17 protein-coding genes and 2 pseudogenes are annotated in these 19194 nt (G+C 66.8%); 12 read left to right on the top strand and 7 right to left on the bottom strand.

Annotated features, from left to right (window positions below; translation table 11 throughout):
* The first annotated feature begins 2 nt into the window (after window positions 1-2).
* Genes ACXMYJ_RS22005 through ACXMYJ_RS21980 form a run of 6 tightly spaced genes read left to right on the top strand, consistent with a single transcriptional unit; the run spans window position 3 to window position 6311 of the window.
* Entirely contained in the window at window positions 3-959 is a 957-nt protein-coding gene (locus tag ACXMYJ_RS22005; protein ID WP_260753137.1) for a carbohydrate ABC transporter permease, read from the top strand.
* 4 nt (window positions 960-963) lie between these two features.
* A complete protein-coding gene (locus tag ACXMYJ_RS22000) occupies window positions 964-1845 on the top strand; it encodes a carbohydrate ABC transporter permease (protein ID WP_260753135.1) in 882 nt (293 codons plus the stop codon).
* Window positions 1845-2948, top strand: coding sequence for an ABC transporter ATP-binding protein (locus ACXMYJ_RS21995; RefSeq protein ID WP_460358874.1), 1104 nt, complete (start codon window positions 1845-1847; stop codon window positions 2946-2948). Before ACXMYJ_RS22000 ends, ACXMYJ_RS21995 begins: the two co-directional genes overlap by 1 nt.
* On the top strand, window positions 2945-4081 hold the full coding sequence (locus tag ACXMYJ_RS21990) for an ABC transporter ATP-binding protein (RefSeq protein WP_260753133.1): 1137 nt from the start codon (window positions 2945-2947) through the stop codon (window positions 4079-4081). Before ACXMYJ_RS21995 ends, ACXMYJ_RS21990 begins: the two co-directional genes overlap by 4 nt.
* Entirely contained in the window at window positions 4078-5820 is a 1743-nt protein-coding gene (gene derK, locus ACXMYJ_RS21985) for a D-erythrulose 4-kinase (protein ID WP_460358873.1), read from the top strand. Before ACXMYJ_RS21990 ends, derK begins: the two co-directional genes overlap by 4 nt.
* A gap of 5 nt (window positions 5821-5825) precedes the next feature.
* Entirely contained in the window at window positions 5826-6311 is a 486-nt protein-coding gene (locus ACXMYJ_RS21980; protein WP_260753131.1) for a ribose-5-phosphate isomerase, read from the top strand.
* 54 nt (window positions 6312-6365) lie between these two features.
* On the opposite strand, the gene ACXMYJ_RS21975 is transcribed toward ACXMYJ_RS21980, so the two are convergent.
* Complete coding sequence (locus ACXMYJ_RS21975; protein WP_460358872.1) at window positions 6366-6839, bottom strand: hypothetical protein; 474 nt, start codon at window positions 6837-6839, stop codon at window positions 6366-6368.
* Between the two features lie 36 nt (window positions 6840-6875).
* Window positions 6876-7175, bottom strand: a pseudogene (locus tag ACXMYJ_RS21970) (hypothetical protein); the annotation flags it as partial.
* Window positions 7176-7467: 292 nt separating this feature from the next.
* On the opposite strand from ACXMYJ_RS21970, the gene ACXMYJ_RS21965 reads away from it, so the two are divergent.
* Window positions 7468-8457, top strand: coding sequence for a patatin-like phospholipase family protein (locus ACXMYJ_RS21965; protein ID WP_443189036.1), 990 nt, complete (start codon window positions 7468-7470; stop codon window positions 8455-8457).
* On the opposite strand, the gene ACXMYJ_RS21960 is transcribed toward ACXMYJ_RS21965, so the two are convergent.
* Genes ACXMYJ_RS21960 through allB form a run of 3 tightly spaced genes read right to left on the bottom strand, consistent with a single transcriptional unit; the run spans window position 8435 to window position 11856 of the window.
* On the bottom strand, window positions 8435-9019 hold the full coding sequence (locus tag ACXMYJ_RS21960; protein WP_443189037.1) for a DUF998 domain-containing protein: 585 nt from the start codon (window positions 9017-9019) through the stop codon (window positions 8435-8437). The genes ACXMYJ_RS21965 and ACXMYJ_RS21960 overlap by 23 nt on opposite strands.
* The gene (locus tag ACXMYJ_RS21955) at window positions 9019-10443 is read right to left on the bottom strand and encodes an SDR family NAD(P)-dependent oxidoreductase (RefSeq protein WP_443189038.1); all 1425 of its coding nucleotides are present in this window, start codon (window positions 10441-10443) and stop codon (window positions 9019-9021) included. Before ACXMYJ_RS21955 ends, ACXMYJ_RS21960 begins: the two co-directional genes overlap by 1 nt.
* A gap of 45 nt (window positions 10444-10488) precedes the next feature.
* The gene (gene allB, locus ACXMYJ_RS21950; RefSeq protein WP_460358871.1) at window positions 10489-11856 is read right to left on the bottom strand and encodes an allantoinase AllB; all 1368 of its coding nucleotides are present in this window, start codon (window positions 11854-11856) and stop codon (window positions 10489-10491) included.
* A gap of 218 nt (window positions 11857-12074) precedes the next feature.
* On the opposite strand from allB, the gene ACXMYJ_RS21945 reads away from it, so the two are divergent.
* Entirely contained in the window at window positions 12075-13580 is a 1506-nt protein-coding gene (locus ACXMYJ_RS21945; protein WP_460358870.1) for an NCS1 family nucleobase:cation symporter-1, read from the top strand.
* Window positions 13581-13589: 9 nt separating this feature from the next.
* Window positions 13590-14312 (top strand): aspartate/glutamate racemase family protein, encoded by a 723-nt coding sequence (locus ACXMYJ_RS21940; protein ID WP_460358869.1) that lies wholly within the window; start codon window positions 13590-13592, stop codon window positions 14310-14312.
* 15 nt (window positions 14313-14327) lie between these two features.
* Here the strand turns inward: ACXMYJ_RS21940 and ACXMYJ_RS21935 are convergent, their stop codons facing one another.
* Entirely contained in the window at window positions 14328-15143 is an 816-nt protein-coding gene (locus ACXMYJ_RS21935; RefSeq protein WP_443189040.1) for a bifunctional allantoicase/(S)-ureidoglycine aminohydrolase, read from the bottom strand.
* Window positions 15140-16417 carry a DUF6986 family protein gene (locus ACXMYJ_RS21930; protein ID WP_460358868.1) on the bottom strand — a complete coding sequence of 426 codons (1278 nt, stop codon included), beginning with the start codon at window positions 16415-16417 and terminating at the stop codon, window positions 15140-15142. The genes ACXMYJ_RS21935 and ACXMYJ_RS21930 overlap by 4 nt, the downstream gene beginning before the upstream one ends.
* 168 nt (window positions 16418-16585) lie before the next feature.
* On the opposite strand from ACXMYJ_RS21930, the gene ACXMYJ_RS21925 reads away from it, so the two are divergent.
* The 3 genes and pseudogenes from ACXMYJ_RS21925 to ACXMYJ_RS21915 form a co-directional block, all read left to right on the top strand.
* Window positions 16586-17347, top strand: a complete 762-nt coding sequence (locus ACXMYJ_RS21925) for an IclR family transcriptional regulator (RefSeq protein ID WP_460358867.1) — start codon at window positions 16586-16588, stop codon at window positions 17345-17347.
* 244 nt (window positions 17348-17591) lie between these two features.
* Complete coding sequence (locus ACXMYJ_RS21920) at window positions 17592-18980, top strand: MFS transporter (RefSeq protein WP_460358866.1); 1389 nt, start codon at window positions 17592-17594, stop codon at window positions 18978-18980.
* Between the two features lie 73 nt (window positions 18981-19053).
* Window positions 19054-19191 (top strand): annotated as a pseudogene (locus ACXMYJ_RS21915) (IclR family transcriptional regulator); the annotation flags it as partial.
* Window positions 19192-19194 lie beyond the last annotated feature (3 nt).

Below are 19194 nucleotides of genomic sequence, written 5' to 3'. Positions count from 1 at the left end.
TCATGACAACTCAGACTTCCAAAGCTCCGTCGACCTCGTCGGATCAGCCACCCACGTCCAGTCGGGCAGACCGACCGCAGGTTCCGGCGTGGCGGCGCAAGCTGCGCCCTTACCTGCTGTCGGTCCCCGCCGTGGTGATCGTGATCGGCATCCTGTATCCCTTCGCGGTCGGCGCGTACTACGCCTTCCTCAACTACGCTGCGGTGAACCCGGATCCGCACTTCGTCTGGTTCGAGAACTTCGCTTCCGTGCTCGGCGACCAGGTGTTCTGGAAGAGCGTTCAGGTCACCGTCACCTTCGCGCTCCTGGCCACTTTCATCGAGACGGTGCTGGGCGTCGGCCTGGCGCTGCTGCTCAACCGGTCCTCGATCATCGGCAAGATCTTCGAGAAGGTGCTCATCCTGCCGCTGATGATCGCCCCGGTCATCGCCGGCGTGATCTGGAAGCTCATGTTCAACCCGCAGTTCGGCGTTCTCAATCATGTTCTGGGACTGGGGAACACCTTCGACTGGCTGTCGGCGTCCAACGCACTGTTCTCAGTGATCCTGGTCGACATCTGGATCTTCACGCCGTTCGTCGCGATCCTGGTGCTGGCCGGTATCCGGTCGCTGCCCCGAGAGCCGTTCGAGGCGTCCGAAGTCGACGGAGCTTCGTGGTTCTACATGTTCCGCAAGCTGATGCTGCCCATGCTGTGGCCCTACATTCTCGTCGCGGTGATCTTCCGGTTCATGGACAACCTCAAGGTGTTCGACCACATCTACGTCCTGACCGCAGGCGGACCCGGCGTGGCCACCCGCACGCTGCAGATCGGCGCCTTCGAGGACTCGATCATCAACCTGGACTACTCGCGGGGCAGCACCTACATGCTGCTGCTGTGGGTCATCGTGTTCATCACCGCGCGCTACCTGGTGAGCGTGCTCGGAAAGGCGCAGCGGCGCGCTGCCGGAGCGGAGTCGTAAGATCATGGCACTCAAACTGTCCCGCGCCGAGCTCCTTCCCGGCCAGAAGCGGTGGTCGATTTCAGCCGTGGCGGCCGACATCGGACTGGTGCTCTGGTTCCTGTTCTCGCTGTTCCCGATCTTCTGGATGCTGATGCTGGCCCTGAAGAACGCCGAGCAACAGACCACCACCTACTTCTCGTTCAGCCCGACCTGGTCGAACTTCGCAACGGTGCTGTCCGACAAGGGCACCCAGATGACCAGCGTCGACTTCAAGGCCTCGCTGCTGACCAGCCTGCTCAATTGCGGCGGCGCCGTCCTCGTGTCGCTGGTGATCGGCATTCCGGCCGCGTACGCGGCCGGACGCTGGCAGTACAAGGGCTCCAACGACCTGATGTTCACCATGTTGTCCTTCCGCTTCGCGCCCGAACTGATGGTCATCGTGCCGTTGTTCGTGATCTACAACCAGATCGGGCTGTTCGACACCAAGGTCGGCATGATCTGGGTGCTGCAGCTGGTGACCATGCCGCTGGTGGTGTGGATCCTGCGGTCCTACTTCCAGGATCTGCCTGAAGATCTCGAACAGGCGGCGCTGCTGGACGGCTACACCCGGCGGCGCGCGTTCCTGATGGTCGCGCTGCCGATCGTGCGGCCAGGCATCGCCGCGGCGGCGCTGCTGGCGTTCATCTTCGCCTGGAACAACTACGTCTTCCCGCTCATCCTGGCCGACAGCAATGCCGGCACGGTGACCGTCGCCATCACGAAGTTCCTCGGCGGCGGCGGGCAGGCGTACTACAACCTCACGGCGGCCGCGGCGCTGATCGCCGCGCTGCCACCACTCATCCTCGCGCTGACCATTCAGCGGTATCTGGTGCGGGGCCTGTCATTCGGGGCGGTGAAGGCCTGATGGCCACGGTATCGATTGCGAACATCCGCAAGACGTACGGGAAAACGGTTGCGGTCGAGGGTCTGTCGCTCGACATCGCCGACGGCGAGTTCTTCGTCATCCTCGGTCCCAGCGGAGCCGGGAAGACAACCACGCTGAAGTCGATCGCCGGCCTGGTGGACGTCGACTCCGGCGCGGTGTCGATCGGCGGAGCCGACATGACGCAGGTGGAGCCCTACCACCGCAACGTCGCGATGGCCTTCGAGAGTTATGCGCTCTATCCGCAGAAGACGGTGGCAGAGAACCTGGCCTCTCCGCTGAAATCCGGGCGCACCGGCAAGTATTCTGCGGCCGATCAGGCTGAGCGGATCGATCAGGTCACCACCACGCTCGGCATCAACCAGCTCAAGAACCGGCTGCCCAGGGAGCTGTCGAACGGCCAGCGCCAGCGGGTCGCATTGGGCCGCGTGCTGGTGCGCCCGGCCGATGTCTACCTCCTCGACGAGCCGCTGAGCCACCTCGACGCCAAGCTGCGCGCGTCGATGCGCGCCGAACTCAAGCAGCTCGGCGCCATGTCGAACACGACGACGGTCTACGTCACCCACGACTACCAGGAGGCGCTCGCGCTGGGTGACCGGATCGCGGTGATGCGCGAGGGCCGCCTCATGCAGATCGGCACCCCCGACGAGATCTGGCGACGGCCCGCGGACACCTTCGTGGCCCGCTCGCTGGGGCAACCCGAGATCAACCTGCTCGACGGGGTGGTCGACGACGGCCGTATCCGGCTGGGGGACGGGTCGCTGGACGTTCCGATTCCGGCTGACGCGCGCTGCGATCGCGGTGACCGCGTCCGGGTCGGCTTGCGGCCCTGCGATCTTCACGTCACCAGCCGGGAGGGTTCGCTACGTGGCCGGGTGATGCTGGCCGAGCGGTTGGGCCGCAACATCGAGCTGACCGTCGACGTCGGCGGCTCCCAGCTGATCGCGCTGACCTCGGGCCGGCACGGTGTCGGCGAAGGAGACACCGTGACGTTGCGGATCGCCGAATCCGACGTGCACGTGTTCGGGCCGGGCGACGGGGACACCAGCCGGCTGAGCGACGAGACCCTGGAGGCGGTTCAGTGAGCGTCACGATCGACAAGACCACCCGGCAAAGCGCACAGAGCCTGACACTGCGCGACCTCGTCAAGACGTATGCGTCGCGCGGGAGGGACACCGTCACCGCCGTCAAGGGCATCAACCTCGACATCGAGCCGGGCGAACTGGTCGCGCTGCTGGGCCCGTCCGGCTGCGGCAAGACGACCACGCTGCGCATGATCGCGGGGCTGGAAACGGTCACCAGCGGATCCATCAAGATCGGTGACCGCGAGATCTCCCAGCTGCCCGCGGCCAAACGCGGCATCGGCGTCGGCTTCGAGAGCTACGCGCTGTACCCGCCGATGTCGGTCCGCGACAACCTGCTGTACGGCCTGAAGGCCCGCAAGGTCAAAGGTGCGGAGAAAATGGTGGCCTCGATCACCGATCGGCTCGAGATGAACGACCTCATGGACCTGCGGCCGGCGGGGCTGTCCAGCGGTCAGAAGCAGCGCGTCGCGTTGGCCCGGGCGCTCGTGCGCAATCCGCCGGTGCTGCTGCTCGACGAACCCCTGAGCCACCTGGATGCGTCCGCACGCAACCGTGTCCGACGCGAATTGAAGGTGCTGCAGCGCGAATTCGGCTACACCACCATCGTGGTCACCCACGACCAGGTCGAAGCCCTCTCGCTGGCCGACCGGCTGGCCGTCATGGACGGTGGCGTGGTCCAGCAGTTCGGCACCCCCGACGAGGTGTTCGACGACCCGGCGAATCTGTTCGTCGCCGAGTTCGTCGGTGAACCGCAGATCAATGTCCTGTCCGGAGTCGTCCGCCGCGACGGGGACCGGGTGCGGGTCGAGGTCGGCTCGGGGGCGGGCGCCCTGGACACCACGGCCACGGACGTGGCCGACGGGACGCGGGTCACGGTGGGAATCCGGCCGCAGGACTGCGGGCTCGCCGCCCGGGGGACCGTAAGCTCCGGTGGTGTCGCGGCGACCGTCGCGTACTTCGAGCACCTGCTGGAATTCGGCCTGGCCACCAGCACGGTGGCCGGTATCGAGGAGGGCATCGTCGTGCAGACCCCCGCCGAGCAGGACTACGAACCCGAGCAGGAGGTGTCGGTGACCGCTCCCGCCGAGCGGGTGTACCTGTTCGACACCGACACCGGACAGCGGCTGCGATGACCAAGCTCTACAACGACCCTGCCCGCTTCACCGAGGACATGCTGAACGGCTTCCTGGACGCCAACGCGCGCTATGTCGTCGGGGTGCCCGGCGGTGTGGTCCGCGCGCACCGCACCCGACCGGGGAAGGTGGCCGTCGTCATCGGCGGCGGTTCCGGCCACTATCCCGCCTTCTGCGGGACGGTCGGTTTCGGGTTCGCCGACGGCGCGGTGGTCGGCAACATCTTCACCTCGCCATCGGCGGAGGAGGCCGCCTCTGTGGCCCGGGCGGCGCACGGTGACGCCGGGGTGCTGCTCACCACCGGCAACTATGCGGGCGATGTGATGAACTTCGGCCTCGCCGTCACTCAACTGCGTAGCGAGGGCATCGACGCGCACTACTTCGCCGTCACCGACGACATCGCCAGCGCCCCCAAAGGTGAAGAGTCGAAAAGACGCGGCATCGCAGGCGATTTCACGGTGTTCAAGTGTGCCGGCGCAGCAGCCGAGGACGGGCTCGATCTCGCGGGCGTGGTCCGGGTCGCCGAGGCGGCCAACGCCGCGACCCGCACGCTCGGGGTGGCGTTCGACGGCTGCACGATGCCCGGGGCGGACCATCGGCTGTTCACCGTCCCCGAGGGCAAGATGGGCGTCGGGCTCGGCATCCACGGTGAGCCGGGCGTCGCCGACGAGCCCATGCCCACCGCGGCTGCGCTGGCCGAGACGCTGGTCGACGGGGTCCTCGCCGACCATCCGGACACCGAATCGAAGCGAATCGCGGTGATCCTCAACGGGCTCGGACGCACCAAGTACGAAGAGCTCTTCGTCGTGTGGGGCACGGTCGCCCGGCTGCTGCGCGACCGTGGCTACGAAATCGTCGAACCCGAGGTCGGCGAGCTGGTCACCAGCCTGGACATGGCGGGCTGCTCGCTGACCCTGATGTGGCTCGACGACGAACTCGAGCGGTACTGGACCTCGCCTGCCGACACACCGGCATACCGCAAAGGTGCGGCAGCCGGCGAGATCACCGGCGCCGCAGGCGAACTCCGCACCGAGGCCGAACTGCAGTCCGCAGCACAGACCCCGGACCTGGCCGAGCGCTCCGACGACGACGGACGCCGCGGGGCCCAGGTGGTGGCCCGCGCTCTGAGCGCGATGGCGGCGATGCTGGCCGACGCGGAGGATGAGCTGGGCCGCATCGACGCCGTGGCCGGGGACGGTGACCACGGCCGCGGCATGGTCAAGGGCTCGGCGGCGGCGTCACAGGCCGCGGACAAGGCGGTGGCCGCAGGCGGTGGACAGGGCTCGGTGCTCACCGAGGCGGGCAAAGAATGGGCGGCCAAGGCAGGCGGGACGTCCGGCGTGCTGTGGGGCGCTCTGCTGTCCGCGCTCGGCACCCGGCTCGGTGACACCGGCCGACCCGACCCGGTGACCGTGGCCGCCGGAATGCGGGACGGGTACGACGCGTTGGTCAGCCTCGGGGGCGCCGCCCCGGGAGACAAGACGATGCTCGACGCGCTGCTGCCGTTCGTGGACGAGCTGCAGCGCCGGGTGACCGACGGGCAGGAACTGCAGGACGCGTGGCGGGCAGCAGCCGACGTCGCCACCGACGCCGCGAAAGCCACGGCGGATCTGCGGCCCAAGGTCGGCCGGGCACGGCCGCTCGCCGAGCGCAGCATCGGCACTCCCGACGCCGGCGCCACCTCACTGGCGATGTGCGCGAGCACCGTCGCCGACAGCCTCATCGCGAAAGGGAAGTGACCGAGATGGCCTCAGGTTCTGGTCAAGGACTGCGCATCGTCGTCGGCTCCGACGACGCCGGATACGAGTACAAGGAAGCCCTCAAAGGTGATCTGCAGGCCGACGACCGGGTCGCCGACGTGATAGACGTCGGCGTCGGCACGGACGAGAACACCGCGTATCCCCATGTCGCGGTCGCGGCGGCGCGCGTGGTGGCCGAGGGCAAGGCCGATCGTGCGCTGCTGGTGTGTGGCACCGGACTGGGCGTGGCGATCAGTGCCAACAAGGTGCCGGGCATCCGGGCGGTCACCGCGCACGACGGCTTCTCCGTCGAGCGTTCGGTACTGTCCAACAATGCGCAGGTGCTCTGCTTCGGCCAGCGCGTGATCGGACTGGAGCTGGCCCGCCGGCTCGCCCGGGAGTGGCTCGGCTACGAGTTCGATCCGCAGAGTGCGTCGGCAAGCAAGGTTGAGGCCATCAACACCTACGACTCGGCGCCGGACGCCTGCTGACGACTATGTGGACAGGTTCCGGCCTCCTGGCTTGACGGCCAGAGAGAAGCTGCGCTACGTCGCCGGGGTGAGCCGGATGGCGGCGATGCCGAGACGCGTTGCTGCCGACTGGAACTCCTCTCTCGTGGGGACGGTGTCGCCGCCGAACTTCAGGCCCATGCTCTGTTGGGCCTTCTTGACGCCGTAGGACGCTGCGATGCGGTGCACGATGTCTGCGACGGCCGCGGGGTCGGTGATGAGCTGACCGTGCATCCGTGTCGTCTTGCCGTTGTGGGTGACCTCGGCGGTGGCTCCGTCGCGGAAGTTGTGCTTCCAGCCCGCCTCGAGAATGACGTAGAGGTCACCGTCGAGATGGTGGGCACTGACGGGCACGGTGAAGCGGCGGCCAGTCTTGCGTCCGGTGAAGCTGACGAGCATGAACTGTTTGAGCGCGCCACCCAGGGGTGTACGCAGCGCGAACCGCAGCGTGGGGTTGACGACCTTGAGCAGCGCTTCCGGTGGATGGGCGACATCGATGGTTTCGGGCATGGGTTTCACGGTAGGACGGTCAGCCCGCCAGGGAAACTAGATCAGCCCGAGCAACTCCAGATCGGTCAGGTATTGACGATCACCGATCGGGTGTTCCGGCCGCTGGTAGTTGTGGATCAGCGGCAGCAGCGAGGCCGTTGCCGCCCCGGCAGGGCTCATGACGTAATAGGTCTCGAAACCGTCGAGCACCTCCGCACCGATGGTGGAGATGGCGTCGGCGATGAATTCGACTGGCAGGACGTCGAAGTCGGCACGCTGTCGGCTGCCGCCCTCGTCGAGCTCGTAGAACGAGTTGCCGGTCAGCGCCAGGCTCAGCATCGGGCGGGTGAACATGTCGACGATGGCGCAGTCGACGCTGGTGAAACCCAGCGTCGCGACCCAGTCCGCGGGGCGGAAAGGATCGTCGATCAGCGCCTGCGCCGGCGCCCGGACCCGCGCCCAGGTCTCGCCGTAGGTGAGGGTCTCGAAGCGGGGCTGTAGGTCGGACGGCCGGATCCGGCTGGGCGGCAACCAGTTGCGCATCACCGGAGCTCGGCGGTCCCCACAAGTACCGACCGCAGGCGATCAGAGATGACACGGTCGCCGCTGATGCGGCCTAGCCTGGGATCAGGTGCGGAAGGAGGCGCACATGAACCGCGCAGATCTGGTGTGTGAAGGCGGGGGTGTCCGCGGCATCGGCCTGGTCGGAGCCGTGCATGTACTCGCCGCCGCAGAATACGAGTTCCCCAGGGTCGCCGGTTCGAGCGCGGGTTCGGTAGTGGCCTCGTTGATCGCGGGACTTCAAGCCGCAGGGGAGCCGTTGTCGCGTCTCGACGCGCTCGCGCAGGAGATCGACTACTCCAAGTTCGCCGACCCGACTCTGCTCACGCGGATACCGGTGGTGGGCCCGGCGTTGTCGCTGGCCGCCAACAACGGGCTGTACCGGGGCGACTATCTGGAGAACCTGCTGACCGAGCTACTCGGAGGGTTGGGCGTTCGCACGTTCGGTGATCTGCGTACCGGCGAAGAGTCGGAGCGCAATGCGTGGTCGTTGGTGGTCACGGCCAGCGATCTGTCACGACGTCGGTTGGTCCGCATTCCCTGGGATCTGCCCAACCACGGCCTGGATCCTGACGACTTCCCAGTCGCGCGGGCGGTGCGTGCGTCCTCGGCGGTGCCGTTCGCGTTTCAGCCGGTCGAGGTCGGCGGGGCCACGTGGGTCGACGGTGGTCTGTTGTCGAACTTCCCGGTCCAATTGTTCGACAGCTCCGACGACCAGCCGCGCTGGCCGACGTTCGGGATCCGACTCTCGGCGCCGGCCGGGCGCGCGCCGACCCACGAGATCTACGGTCCGCTGTCGTTGGCGTTCGCGGCCTTGGAGACGTTGATCAGCGATCAGGACGCCGCCTACATCGACGACAGGTGCACGGTCCAGCGGACGATCTTCGTACCCACCGAGAACGTCGGCCCCCTCGATTTCGGCATCAGCGCCGAGGAACGCGACGCGCTCATTCAACGCGGAGTGCGCGCTGCCGAGGAGTTCCTGCGGACCTGGGACTACCCGGCGTATCTGCATGCGTGTCGTGGTGGGCCTGCACCGCCGGAGGCGCCACCGTCTACCGCCGACGCAGGAGCGTGACGCCGGCGAGCACTTCCCAGGCGATGATCGGATACACCGATCCCCGCTCCACGAGGCCGGCCGGTAACACGCGAGAACCGGTGGCGCCGTCGATGATCAGGGTGGTCAGGCACACCAGGCCGAAGGTTCCGAGCGCGAAGCTCGTCCGGATCGCCCAGGAAGGCGCCCGCAGCGCGCGGCCGGCGAACCCCGCCGCGATTACCGCGACGTTGCCGCCCACGATGGCCAACCCCGCTCCCACGACGTGCCAGCGCGCGTCGGGCGCCCCGCTGTGAAACGTGCCCACCAGGACGTTGCCCACCGTATTCGCCACGGCGGCAACCACGAACACCCTCGCCGCCATCGCCGCGCAACCGCGGGCCGACACCACCGCTGCGAGCCCGAACAGGATTCCGTGCACCACGAACGCGCCGACGTTCATCACGTCGCTGACACCCAGATCGCTGATGTAGTCGGCGAGGTAGCTGTAGCCGGGAAAGCCCGCCGCCGCGACGGCCTCGCACACCAGATAGACGGTCGCGCCGAGCACCCAGATCACCGCGGCGGTGCGGGCGGAACCCACTACCAGTTGCCCGGCGAATAGTCCTTCAGGAAACAGCCGTAGAGGTCCTCGCCGGCCTCCCCGCGCACGATCGGGTCATACACACGCGCGGCTCCGTCGACCAGATCCAGTGGGGCGTGAAAGCCTTCGTCGGCCAGGCGCAGCTTTGTCGGATGCGGGCGCTCGTCGGTGATCCAACCGGTGTCCACCGCGGTCATCAAAATGCCGTCCTGCTCCAGCATTTCGCCGGCGCTGGTCCGCGTGAGCATGTTCAGCGCGGCCTTGGCCATGTTCGTGTGCGGGTGTCCGGGCCCCTTGTAGGCCCGGCTGAACTGACCTTCCATCGCCGAGACGTTGACGACGTACTTGCGGCGCGCCGACGAGGCGGCCATCGCCGGCCGCAGTCGGCTGACCAAGATGAACGGAGCCGTCTGGTTGCACAGCTGGACTTCGAGAAGTTCCATCGCATCGACCTCATGCACCCGTTGGGTCCAGCTGTTGACCGGCGCGGTGTCGGGCAGCAACCCGCCCGCGTCGATGGCCGTGCCCGCCGCGATCCGTTCCGGCGAGGCGCTGCGTGCCTTGAGCGCGAGCTCGGTGACCGCGTGCGGGGCGTCCTGCTCAGCCAGGCTCCCGGCGAGAGCCGCGGGGTGGGCGTCGCTGACTCGGTCGAACGAGATGACGTCGACGAGTTCGAGTTCGGTCGGCGCGGTGCGCTCGGCCTCGACGAGGGCTGCGTACGAACCCGGAGACCGGCGCACGGTCTGGGCGGCGTTGTTGATCAGGATGTCCAGCGGACCCTCCGCGGCGACGGTGTCGGCCAGCGCCACCACCTGCGCGGGATCGCGCAGGTCGATGCCCACGATGCGCAGCCGGTGCAGCCAGTCGGCGCTGTCGGGCATCGCGGCGAAGCGCCGCACGGCGTCGTGCGGAAAGCGCGTCGTGATGGTCGTGTGCGCGCCGTCGCGCAGCAGCCGCAACGCGATGTACATACCGATCTTGGCTCGGCCGCCGGTGAGCAGGGCTCGCCGGCCGGTCAGGTCGGTGCGGGCGTCGCGCTTGGCCCTGTTGAGTGCCGCGCAGGTCGGGCAGAGCTGGTGGTAGAACGCGTCGACCACGGTGTGGTGGGTCTTGCAGACGTAGCAGGCCCGGGACCGCTGCAGGGTGCCGGCGGTGGCTCCATCGGCAGTGGACACCAAGGGCAGCCCGGCCGTCTCGTCGTCGATGCGGCCCGGTGCGCCGGTGGCGGTGGCGGCGATGACGGCGCGGTCGGCCGCAGTGATGGCGTCGCGTTTGGCGTGCCGGCGGGCCTTACGGACCGACTTGAAGATGCTCGCCGTTGCCCTGCGCACGGCGACGGCGTCGGGGTGTTCGGGCGGCAACGCCTCAATGTCGGAGAGCACCTGCAGGCAGGTTCTCAGCTTGTCGGGGTCGATGGCGCTCACGGGGGAAGGGTACGGACTTCACCGCTGATCGGCGAATTTCACACGCTACACGCCGCCGCGCCGCAGCATCCGGCCCTGCGGGGTCTTCAAGTCGATTCGCTTGCCGCGCAACCACGTTCCCGTCACGACGCCGGCGAGTGCACGCCCGTCATACGGGCTGATCGGGTTCTTGTGATGCAGTTTGTGTACGTCGACCACGTGCGCAGACTCGGGCTCGAAAATCGCGAAATCGGCGTCGTAACCCAGCGCGATCTTGCCCTTGTTGTTCAACCCGGCGAGCTCGGCGGGCTTGGCCGCCATCCAGTCGATCACCCGGGTAAGTGCCACGCCACGGCGCTTGGCCTCGGTCCAGATCAACGACAGCCCCAGCTGCAGCGAGGCGACACCACCCCACGCAACGCCGAAGTCGCCGTTCTCGACGTCCTTCAGATCGATCGTCGACGGTGAATGGTCGGAGACGATGCAGTCGATTGTGCCGTCGAGCAGGCCCTGCCACAGCAGTTCCCGATTCGACGCCTCACGGATCGGTGGGCAGCACTTGAACGCGGTCGCGCCGTTGGGGATCTCCTCGGCGAGCAGCGTCAAATAGTGCGGGCACGTCTCGACCGTGATCCTGACGCCGTCGCGCTTGGCGGTTGCGAGCATCGGCAGAGCGTCCGACGACGACAGATGCAGGATGTGCGCGCGGGCACCGGTCCACCGCGCGCGCTCGATCACCTCGGCGATCGCCACGTTCTCGGCGCCGCGCGGCCGGGACGCCAGGAAGCGGCTGTATCGGTCACCCTCGGCAGTGGGGGCATGATCGATGGCGCGGGAGTCCTCGGCGTGCACGATCATCATGGAGTCGAACTCGGCCAGCACCCGCATGTCCTTCTCCATCTCGTCGGCGTCGAGATGCGGGAATTCGTCGACCCCGGAGTGCAGCAGGAAGCACTTGAAGCCGAAGACGCCGTCGTCGTGCAGGCCGCGCAAATCCCCGGTGTTGCCGGGGATCGCGCCGCCCCAGAAACCGACGTCGATGTGTAGCTTGCCCGAGGCCGCCGCGCGCTTGGCATTGAGCGCTTCGACGTTCACCGTCGGGGGAATCGAGTTGAGCGGCATGTCGATCAACGTGGTCACGCCGCCCGCCGCCGCGGCGCGGGTGGCGGAGTCGAACCCCTCCCATTCGGTGCGGCCCGGCTCATTGACGTGCACGTGCGTATCGACCAGGCCGGGGATCATGACCTGCTCGTCGGTGAGTTCGACGATCTTCGTGGCGGCGAGGCCGCTGCCCAAGGGCTCAATCGCGACGATGCGACCTTCGCGAATACCGATCTCGCGGGCGACGATTCCCGCCGTCGTCAGCGTGCGTTTGCCGCGGACCACCAGGTCGAGATCGGAGTGGTTCGACTGCTCGCGGGTGTCGGCGGTCATGGATGGTCTCCGTTGCTGCGAGAATTCCTCATCGTGGAACTGGAGCTCCACTTTTTGGTGACTCTAGAGGTGGTGCTGAACGCAGTCAATCGCGCCGAGGGTTGACAGCCGGTGTTCGGATGCGCGTTACTAAGCAAACTTGTGGAATATTATTTCCGCAAGGTGGAATTCTAGCGGCGACGCGGAGCGTCGGCGCTCCGACCGTGACAGGCGTGTCCATGAGCACAGAGTCCACCGGACTGATCGGCGACTCCAGCCGTAACGATCCGACCGCGTTCGCCGGCGTGAGTCCGGATCTGTACAACCCGGATCTCGCACCCACCCAGCGCGAAGGCCGACGGTGGGGCGCCTACAACATCTTCACGCTGTGGGCCAACGACGTTCACAGCCTCGGCAACTATTCGTTCGCGATCGGCCTGTTCGCCCTTGGCCTCGGCGGCTGGCAGATCCTGCTCGCCCTGGGACTCGGCGGAGTCTTCCTCTTCCTGTTGCTCAACCTGTCCGGGTTCATGGGGGAGAAGACCGGTGTCCCGTTCCCCGTGATGAGCCGCATCGCGTTCGGCGTCCGCGGCGCGCAGATCCCGGCGCTCATTCGCGGAGCGGTCGCGATCGCCTGGTTCGGCATCCAGACCTACCTCGCGTCGGTGGTCCTGCGGATCATGATCATCGCGCTCGCACCGTCGGCCGAGACCCTGGACGCGAACAGCTTCCTGGGATTGTCGACACTCGGATGGATCTCGTTCGTCGTGCTGTGGGTGATCCAGGTGATTATCGTCAGCTACGGCATGGAGATGATCCGCAGGTACGAGGCGTTCGCGGGCCCGGTCATCCTCGTCACGATGATCGCGCTCGCGATCTGGATGCTCAACAACGCCGACTGGAGCATCGCGTGGAGCACGCCCGACTCGTTGACCGGCCTCGACATGTGGCTCAAGATCATCGGCGGCGCCAGCCTGTGGGTCGCGATCTACGGCACGTTCGTCCTGAACTTTTGCGACTTCACGCGTAATGCGACATCGAAGCGGGCCATCGTGACGGGGAACTTCTGGGGCATTCCGCTCAACATGCTGGTGTTCGGCGGCATCGTGATCACCATGGCCGGTGCGCAGTTCCGTATCGACGGACGCATCATCGAGGCGCCCGCCGACATCGTGCAGGAGGTGCCGAACACCCTGCTGCTGGTACTCGCGGCGCTGGCGTTGCTGATCCTGACCATCGCCGTGAACCTGATGGCGAACTTCGTCGCGCCGATCTACGCGCTGAACAACCTGTTCCCGAAACACCTCAATTTCCGTCGCGCAGCGTTCATCTCGGCCGTCATCGGTCTGGTGATCCTGCCGTGGAACCTCTACAACACCCCCGCGGTGATCAACTACTTCCTCGGCGGTCTCGGTGCGATTCTCGGTCCGCTCTTCGGCATCATCATGGCCGACTACTGGCTGGTGCGTCGCTCCAAGATCAATGTTCTGGCCTTGTTCACGACCGATGCCGACGGCGAGTACCACTACACGAAGGGAGTCAGCGTGCGTGCCGTCATCGCCCTCGTCATCACCGCTGTGGTGGCGTTGCTGCTGGCGTTCGTCCCGGCGTTCGCGATCGTCTCCGAGTTCTCCTGGTTCATCGGTGCCGGACTCGGTGCGATCGTGTACCTGGCGGTCGCCGACCGTCGTGGACCGTTCACCGATGTCTCCGGTGAGCCCATCGCCGTACCCAGCACGCACTAGGGGAGCGCCATGAGAGTCCTCGTCGCCAATGTCAACACCACGGCCTCGATGACCCGGGCGATCGCCGAGTCGGCGCGCGGCGTCGCGTCACCGGGTACCGAGATCGTCGGGATCACACCGCGATTCGGCGCGGACTCGTGTGAGGGGAACTTCGAGAGCTACCTCGCGGCCATCGCCGTGATGGACGCCGTCACCTCGTACGCCGAACCGTTCGACGCCGTGATCCAGGCCGGCTACGGCGAACACGGGCGCGAAGGTCTGCAGGAACTGCTCGACGTGCCGGTGGTCGACATCACCGAAGCGGCTGCGTCCACGGCGATGTACCTGGGGCACAAGTACTCGGTGGTCACCACGCTCGACCGCACGGTCCCGCTGATCGAAGACCGCCTCAAGCTCGCAGGACTCGACGTGCGGTGCGCGTCGGTACGGGCGTCCGGACTCGGTGTGCTCGAACTCGAATCAGATCCCGATCGGGCGGTCGAGGCGATCGTGGGCCAGGCGCGAGAGGCGGTCGAGTACGATCGCGCCGAGGTGATCTGTCTCGGCTGCGGCGGCATGGCCGAACTTGAGGCGAAGGTGAAGGCCGCGACCGGCGTCCCGATCGTCGACGGAGTCCGCTCGGCCGTCACCATCGCCGAAGGTCTGGTTCGGATGGGTCTGACCACATCGAAGGTGCGCACCTATGCGGCGCCCCGGGTAAAGAAGGTCACCGGCTGGCCATTCCGCGTGTAGGCCAACCGAATCGCCTCAGAGCATGATCTGGCGGTTGACGTCCTTGTAGAGCAGGTAGCGGAAGTTCGACGGTCCGCCCGCGTAGCACGCCTGCGGGCAGAACGCGCGCAGCGCCAGGAAGTCACCTTCCTGAACTTCGACCCAGTCGCCGTTGAGGTGATAGACGGCTTTGCCTTCGAGCATCAGCAGGCCGTGTTCCATCACGTGGGTTTCGGCGAACGGAATGGTGGCGCCGGGCTCGAACGTGACGATGTTGACGTGCATGTCGTACGCGAGGTCCTGGGGGTCGAGCATGCGCGTCGTGCGCCATTTGCCGTCGGTCCCCGGCATCGCTGACGGTGCAATGTCCTGCTCGTTGCCGAATTTCACCGATGCGGTGTGGCCCTCGATGGCCTCGTAGCGCTTGCGGATCCACACGAACGTCGCGTCGGCGTCGCCGTTGTTGTGGGCCGACCAGTCGGTACCCGCCGGAAGGTAGGCGAAGCCGCCCTCGGTGAGGGTCTGCGACTGGCCCGCTGCGTCCACGCTGAGTGCCCCGGAAGTGACGAACAGGAAACTCTGCACCTCGGGTTGCGGCTCGGGCCGCTGCGCTCCGCCGCCCGGCTTGACCTCGACGATCGCCTGGAAGTACGTCGTCGCACCCCCGGCGACCGGTCGGTTGAGGATCCATGCGCGCGTATCGCTCCACTCGGGGAACACCGAGGTGACGATGTCGGAGAGGACGCCGCGCGGGATCACCGTGTAGGCCTCGGTAACGATGGCGCGGTCGGTGAGTAGGTCGGTCTGCGGAGGCAGGCCGCCGCGGGGCGTGTAGTACGGGGCTTTCGTCACTGGTTGCTCCTGGTTGGGCGGCCGAGCGCGATGTCGCGCACGGTGGTCAGGGGAAGATCGGTGGCCGTCTCGATCTCGTCGACGGTCAGGGCGCCGCACACGCCGCCACGATGGATCACGTTGGCGAGCGCGCGCGCGGTGGCCGGCTCGTCCATCACGGTGGAGTCGAGCTGGTGGACGTAGTTGCGCAGGCGCGTGGCTGCGGGTGCGAAGGCGCCACGGTAGAAGGCGTAGGTCGCCAGGTACCGGGTGACGAGCTGGGCGGGGTGCATGTCCCAGCCCTGGTAGATGCCGCGCTCCAGGTGGCGGCGGACCAGTCGGGCGTGCAATTTCCACGCCGTGGCGACGTTGTCGGGGTCACCGACCGGCAGGATGTTGGTCGAGCCGTCGGACATGTGCACACCGGTGCCCGCGACGGCGAGTTGCATGACGTTCTTGGCGTGATCGGCCGCCGGATGCTCCATCGACTGGTAGGCGGCCGCGATACCGAGGGACGCCGAGTAGTCGTAGGTCCCGTAGTGCAGCGAGCTGACGCGGCCCTGGCCGGCATGGATGAACTGGGCAACCGGTGCGCGGCCGTCGGCGCTCAGGATCGCCTGCGGTGTCTCGACCTGCACCTCGAAGCGGATCCGGCCTTGTGGTATCCGGTTGGCGGCTTCGAGGGCTTCGGCGACCGCGACCATGGCCTCGACCTGGTCGACGGAGGTCACCTTGGGAAGGGTGAGGGTGAGACCGTCGGGGAGGCCACCGGAGTCGACGAGCCCGCTGACGAACATGTCGAGCGTGCGCAGTCCGCGTGCGCGGGTGCCTGCTTCCATGCACTTGAAGCGCGTACCGACGAACGGCGTCGAAGTGCCGGCGTCGAGCGCGCTGCGCAGTGCGGCGACCGCTCGCGCGACATCGGCATCCTCGGTCGCATCGTCGAAGGTGCCGTACCCGTCCTCGAAGTCGATGCGGAGGTCTTCGATCGGCTCGGTGCTCAGCTTGTTCTCGACCAGGGATGCGAGAGTCTCTGGCGCGCAGTCGCATCCGTCGCTCGCACCGACGAGCGCGGCCACGGCGTCGAGGCCGCCCGCGTCGCGTGCGGCGGCGAGAGCGGCGGATCCCCACTCCGCCGGCATCGTCGCCGAGTACCGGTTGCCCGGGATGTAGACGGTGTGCACCGGCTGCCGGCGGCCGTCATCGCCGGGGTATCGAGCCATCAGTTCGGCGTCGGTCGCCGCGAGGCGACGGTCGATATCGGTCAGCACCGCATCGTCGAGGCATCGCGTCACGTGTGGCCCCCTATCCGGGGGTGGAGATGAAATTCCACATTGTGGAGTTTAGTTCGCATGCTGCGATAAGTACACGCAGGGTTATCCAGCCCCATGAAAGTTCCATATTGTGGAATGAATTCTGGCCATGTTGAATGGAATGCACATTCGGCGGCCGGGAGTAAATGTATGGCGGAGAAATCAGGCGGTGTGCAGTCGGTCGGGCGCGCATTCGAACTGATGGAGTTGATCGGACGTGCGGGAGGGGAGTGCTCACTGACGGAGTTGTCCGCGGAATCCCCGTTGCCGCCGCCGACGATCCACCGTCTGCTGCGCACACTGGTCGGCCTTGGCTACGTGCGTCAACTGCCCAATCGTCGCTACGCGTTGGGCCCGCGGTTGATTCGGCTTGGCGAAGTCGCGAACCGCCAGTTGGGCGCCGTCGCCGGTCCGGTGTTGGAGTCGTTGGTCGACGAATTGTCGGAGACGGCGAGTCTCGCGGTGCTCGACGGTGACATGGTGATCTACACCGGGCAGGTCCGGTCTAGGCAGATGGCGCGGACGAACAATGAGGTCGGCAAGCGCGTCGGTCTGCACACATCCGGTGTGGGCAAGGCCGTGCTGGCCGAATTGGAGGACGCGCGCATTCTGAAACTGGTGACGCAGTCCGGACTTCCGGCACCTACGAAGAACAGTGCGTCGACCCTTTCTGCGGTGTTTGCGAACGTCGAGCGCGTGCGCGCCGACGGCTTTGCGATTGATGATGAGGAGTTCGAGATCGGTGTTCGTTCTGTCGCGATGGCAGTGCCGGGTGCTCCGACTCCGATGGCAATCGGCATCTCCGGTCCCTTGGGACGTATGGGCAAAGATCTGATCGCCCGCGCTGTTCCCGCCCTGAAGAAGGCGACCGGCGTGATCTCTGAAGCTCTGATCGGGGCGAAAGAGGCGTAGGCGAACAGCCAATACAGCTCGTCGCGCGCGGCGAGGCGGCCGTATCCGAGCACGCGGCCGGGTGCGGCTGGCCATCTGGTGCTTGAAGGCCGTGCGCCGCCGCAGGAGACATGGGAATCTGCCGGCGAAGCGCTGTTTTACACAAGCTAACCGTGTGACTGGGAAGGGTGCTGGGCAAGCGTATTGCCAAGCCCGTCCTGGTCGCGCTTCTGTGTAATCGACTACTTGACCAGTGAGTTTCTTGATGCTTCTGCGCGTCTTCAAACGACGCCCCTCGGTCCCGACAACACCCCTTTCCGATAGCCCACCAGCAAGCCCGTGGCGCGCCTTGCGCAGTTCCAGCATGCGGCTGTGGGTGATCGCCAACACTGTCAGCAACGCCGGCGCCTGGATGCAGATGGTCGCGCAGAACCTCCTGATCCTGCAGCTCACAGGGTCCGTCGCGGTGACCGGCCTCTCCTTGTCGATTCAGGCCCTGCCGGGTCTGCTGCTCGGTGTTTCCGGCGGCGCGCTGGTTGATCGCTGGCCACGGCGCCTGACCGGCGGGTTGGGCCAGGTTGTGATGGCGGTGATCGCCTTCATCACCGCTGCGCTCGCCGCGACCGACATGTTGAATGTTCCGCTGTTGATGGCGCTCGGCCTGATGACCGGCCTCGGGGCGACCGTCGATGGTCCCGCCTGCACCCTGCTCGGCAACGACCTCGTGCCGCGACGCGACGTGCCGTCGGCGATCGCCATCGGATCGGTCGTCGGCAACGTCGGCCGACTGGCCGGCACGGCCGCGGGTGCGCTCGTCGCCTCGATGGGGGTGTCGGTCGCCTACGCGGCCAACGGGCTGTCGTTCCTCCTCGTCGCGCTCACCATTCCGTTCCTCAAACTGGTCCACGAGCCTGGTGGCGACGACGAGGAAGTTCCCGAGCATGGAGGTCGCCGAGATGGGTTGTCGTACCTCGCGAAGAACCGCGTGCTGCTCGCTCTCGCGGCAATCGGGGCGTTCACCAGCCTGTTGGGCCGCAACTACTCGTTGAGCATGGCTGACCTTGTGACGGGACCGCTCGGTGCCACCGGCACCATGTACGGCGTCGTGGCCTCCGCGCTGGCGATCGGGGGGATCGTGGGCTCGATCATGACTGGCCGGGCACAGGCGCCGCAGTTGCGGACGGTCGTATTGCTGTTCACTGCCGCGGCCCTTCTTCAGGTGCTCGGTGGGCTCTCGCCTCTGGTCCTGATCCTGATCGCCGTGGTGATCCCCATGGCGGCGGCTGAAGCCGCGGCGGCGACGATCGCAGCCACCATGCTTCAGACCGTCCCGCCGCGGCACCTTCGCGGTCGAGTGCTGGGGGCTTGGCGAACGGCCAGTACCGGCTGGGGGCTGGCCGGCCCGCCCGTACTTGGGCTGATCCTCGAAACACTAGGGACTCGCACCGGACTGGTTGTCACTGGTATCACCGTTGCGGCCGTGCTCACCCTCGGCGGTGCGGCATACCGGCGTCGCCACGGCGTACCGGACGACTCGATGCCCACGTCGGTCGAGCGGACCCTGGAACTCGTCAGCGCGGTTGGGGTCGAATCTGAACGCGATGCGCGCAAGCAGGGTTTGGCTGCTCGCGCTCCCGAGTTGAGCGCGGCCTGACGCCGAACATATCAATGGTGTCTCAGCTGGAGAAGTGACGCGCTGTGCTCTATGTGACGGTCTCTTCGATAATGCAGTGGGTCCGAGGTTGATTCGGCTTGGCGAGGTCGCGAACCGCCAGTTGGGCGCCGTCGCCGGTCCGGTGCTGGAGTCGTTGGTCGACGAATTGTCGGGCAAGCGCGTCGGTCTGCACACGTCCGGTGTGGCCAAGACC

It is taken from the genome of Mycobacterium sp. ZZG (assembly GCF_054786995.1).
Note: the sequence above shows the minus strand (reverse complement) of the source record. Positions and strands in the feature narration are given on the sequence as shown.